The organism is Streptomyces regalis (assembly GCF_001509475.1).
In the GTDB taxonomy this organism is placed as follows: Bacteria; Actinomycetota; Actinomycetes; order Streptomycetales; family Streptomycetaceae; genus Streptomyces; species Streptomyces regalis.
Genome location: NZ_LLZG01000121.1, coordinates 1 through 2,960 on the forward strand (window position 1 = coordinate 1; position 2,960 = coordinate 2,960).

Here is a 2,960-nt window from a genome sequence, read left to right on the forward strand (position 1 = left end):
CGAGCGAAGTCGAGAGTGGGGGAGTCGGCAACCGACGACAACGCCGCTGGGGGTACCCCCTCTGGGGGAGGGCGTGCCAGGCCCCGCGACGCCGGCATGGTCCGCCGGACAGGCCCTAGTCGTTCTCCAGCACGAACGACATCTGTGCTGTCCCGAACCCGGGCGTCTTGGCCTCGACCAGATAGGTCCCCGCACCGGCCGACCCCGCGGCGGGCGTCGCACACTGCGGAGCGCTCGCCCGGCGGTCCCACTTCACCGTGTACGTGATGCTCGAACCGGCGGGCACCCGGAACACCAGGCTGCCGGAGACCTTGGGGCAGTCGGCGGAGGACCAGAAATCGTCCTCGGATCCCGCCTGAGTGATCGTCACCACCGAGTTCTTCGGGCCGAGATCGATCTTGCAGTCGTAGCTGGAGGTGTTCGTCGCGGTCAGCAGCAGGGCGGGCGTCTCACCGGGCTCGTAGGCGTTGTGGAGGCTGCTCACCGTCAACTTCACGGCGCCCGCGATGCAGTCGGTCAGCGTGGAGCCCGCAGCCACCGTGTCGTCCACACCGACACCGGTGCCCGAGCCGCCACCGGCGGATCCGCTGCCCGAGCCGTCCGACCCGCCGGAGCCGTCATCCCCGGTGCCCGTGCCGGCGTCGTCACCGGAGCCCGACCCGCCGGAGTCCCCGCCGCCGGGCGACTCGTCCCGCCCGCCCGGCGCTTGACTGATCGCCGGCCCCGAAGTCGACGGGCCCGGCGTGATCGTAGAGGGCTCGGGATTCTTGCCGTCGGATCCGCCCGCGTTGTTCTTGCCGCCTCCGCCGCCCGAGGTGAGCACCCAGGTGGTCAGCAGCGCCAACACGGCGACCACGGACAGCATGACGACCCTCCGTCGCCAGTAGATGGAGGAGGGAAGCGGCCCGACAGGATTGCGCAGAGATCCCACGGCGCAAACTGTACGAGAGATCGGTGCGTTACCTTGCTCCACCCGCCGCCGAAGACCGCAACTTTTCCGGATCATCATCCCGGAAGCCCCCCTCGGCGACTACTCCGCGACGACCACCCCACCCCTGTCTTTCGTCGGGTGCGGCACCTGCCGATCGCAGGATGTGACGGTATCGGCCCGCCGCCTACGGTCCGTGACCATGGACTTCGAGGACGCCGAGCTCTACCGGGACATCACCGACTTCGCCCAGGACACCCCAACGTGGGTACAACACGCCGCAGGAATATGGACGGAGGCTGGACTGCTGCTGTTCGCCGCGCTGTTCGTCACCACCTGGTGGCGAGCCAGGCGTGACACCAGCCAGGCCTTCGCGATCGCGGCCCTTGCACCTCTGGCCACGGCTATGGCGTACCTCTGCAGTCAGCTCCTCAAGTCCCTTGTCACGCAGGAGCGTCCGTGCCGGGCGGTCCCGGAAGCAGTCACCCCGCTCAGCGCCTGCCCGCCGCCCGGCGACTGGTCCTTCCCCAGCAACCACGCCACCATCGCGGGCGCCGCCGCCGTCACTCTGGCCCTGACCAGGCGCGCACTCCTGTGGCTGACGGCACCCCTGGCCCTTCTCATGGCCTTCTCCCGCGTCTTCGTCGGCGTGCACTACCCGCACGACGTCGCCGCGGGCCTCGCCTTCGGCGCGCTGGTCGCGATGACGGCCGTACGACTGGCCACACGCCCGGCGACGCGACTGGCGGAGGCGATGCGCGCGGCGGACGCACCGGCGTTCGTACGGTGGTTGACCGGGCGGGGGCGGTCCGGACTGCCGTATCGCCGTTGAACCTCAGGACTGTTCCTCACGGCACTTCCTCGCGGCTACTCCACCATCCCCGCCTCGTACGCCACGACCGCCGCCTGCACTCGATTGCGCACCCCCAACCGGTCGAGCACCGCGCTCACATACGCCTTCACCGTGCCCTCGACCAGGTGCAGCCGGGCGGCGATCTCCGGGTTGGACAGGCCCGCGCCGACGAGCCCGAGCACCTCGCGTTCGCGCGGGCTGAGCTCGGCCACGCGCGCGCGTGCGGCGGCCTCGCGGCCGAGTCGCCCGTCGCTGCCGCCCAGCCCGTCGATGACATACCGCGCCACCTTCGGCGACAGAAAGGCGGCGCCGCCCGCCACCGCCCGTACGCCGGCGATCAGTTCGTACGGGTCCCCGGACTTCAGCAGAAAGCCGGTGGCGCCGCCGCCGAGCGCACGGGCCACGTAGGCCTGTTCGGAAAAGGTGGTGAGCATCGCCACGGCCGTGCCGGGGACGGTCCGTACGATCTCCTCGGCCGCCGCGAGCCCGTCCAGGCGGGGCATACGGATGTCCAGCAGGGCCACGTCCGGCCGGTGCGCCCGGGCCAACTCGACCGCCTCGCGCCCGTCCCCCGCCTCCGCGACGACCTCGGTCTCACCGCCACTCGCCAGGATGGCGCGCACACCGGCTCGCACCATCGCCTCGTCGTCGGTCAGCAGGACGCGGATCACCGTGCGAACTCCTCGGTGGGGGAAGGGCATTGGGACAGACCGGCCCTGGGGATCACGTCCTTGGCGACCAGCCGTTCCTCGTCGTCGAAGCAGAGTCTGAAGTGGTCGACGGAGACGAGGAGTTCGCCACTCGCGCGGTAGTAGCGGCAGTCGCTGTCCTTCGGGGGCGGCACGGGCGCGCGCTCCACGGGCGCGTCCCGCGCGGTGCGTTCCGGCAGGACGTGGGCGAGGTCGTGGGCCGGCGTCCCGAGCCGCAGCTCGGTGCCGCGGGCGGCAGCACCGAGTGCTTCTCCGTGTACGCGTACCAGGCGAACCGTTACCAAGAGCCTCAGTGGCTCTCCGCAATCCTGGCGTTTCCGCCCGGAAGGTCCGTACCGCCCAGCTCGGCGGCTTACGGTCCGCGCTTCACCGACCACCGCCCAGACAAGTCCCAGGTCTTACACGGTCTCCACGCAGTGTTTTACGTCTCCGAGCCACTCCCGGCGACGGTGGGCCGTGGCCCACGGGC

The 2,960-nt window shown here is 70.8% G+C and carries 4 protein-coding genes; 1 reads left to right on the plus strand and 3 read right to left on the minus strand.

Annotated features, from left to right (window positions below; genetic code table 11):
* Nucleotides 1-115: 115 nt before the first annotated feature.
* Nucleotides 116-931 (minus strand): hypothetical protein, encoded by an 816-nt coding sequence (locus ADL12_RS18060; RefSeq protein WP_079052108.1) that lies wholly within the window; start codon nucleotides 929-931, stop codon nucleotides 116-118.
* 199 nt (nucleotides 932-1,130) lie between these two features.
* Between ADL12_RS18060 and ADL12_RS18065 the strand changes: the two genes are divergently transcribed.
* Nucleotides 1,131-1,760 (plus strand): phosphatase PAP2 family protein, encoded by a 630-nt coding sequence (locus tag ADL12_RS18065; RefSeq protein ID WP_208614559.1) that lies wholly within the window; start codon nucleotides 1,131-1,133, stop codon nucleotides 1,758-1,760.
* Between the two features lie 35 nt (nucleotides 1,761-1,795).
* On the opposite strand, the gene ADL12_RS18070 is transcribed toward ADL12_RS18065, so the two are convergent.
* Together ADL12_RS18070 and ADL12_RS18075 are read right to left on the minus strand one after the other, a co-directional pair.
* On the minus strand, nucleotides 1,796-2,452 hold the full coding sequence (locus ADL12_RS18070; RefSeq protein WP_062703692.1) for a response regulator transcription factor: 657 nt from the start codon (nucleotides 2,450-2,452) through the stop codon (nucleotides 1,796-1,798).
* Nucleotides 2,449-2,775, minus strand: coding sequence for a hypothetical protein (locus ADL12_RS18075; RefSeq protein WP_062703693.1), 327 nt, complete (start codon nucleotides 2,773-2,775; stop codon nucleotides 2,449-2,451). The genes ADL12_RS18070 and ADL12_RS18075 overlap by 4 nt, the downstream gene beginning before the upstream one ends.
* Between the last annotated feature and the right edge of the window lie 185 nt (nucleotides 2,776-2,960).

What these genes read in the sequence shown, in the direction of transcription:
- ADL12_RS18065 (WP_208614559.1), top strand. Translation starts at nt 1,131, where the DNA reads ATGGACTTCGAGGACGCCGAGCTCTACCGGGACATCACCGACTTCGCC.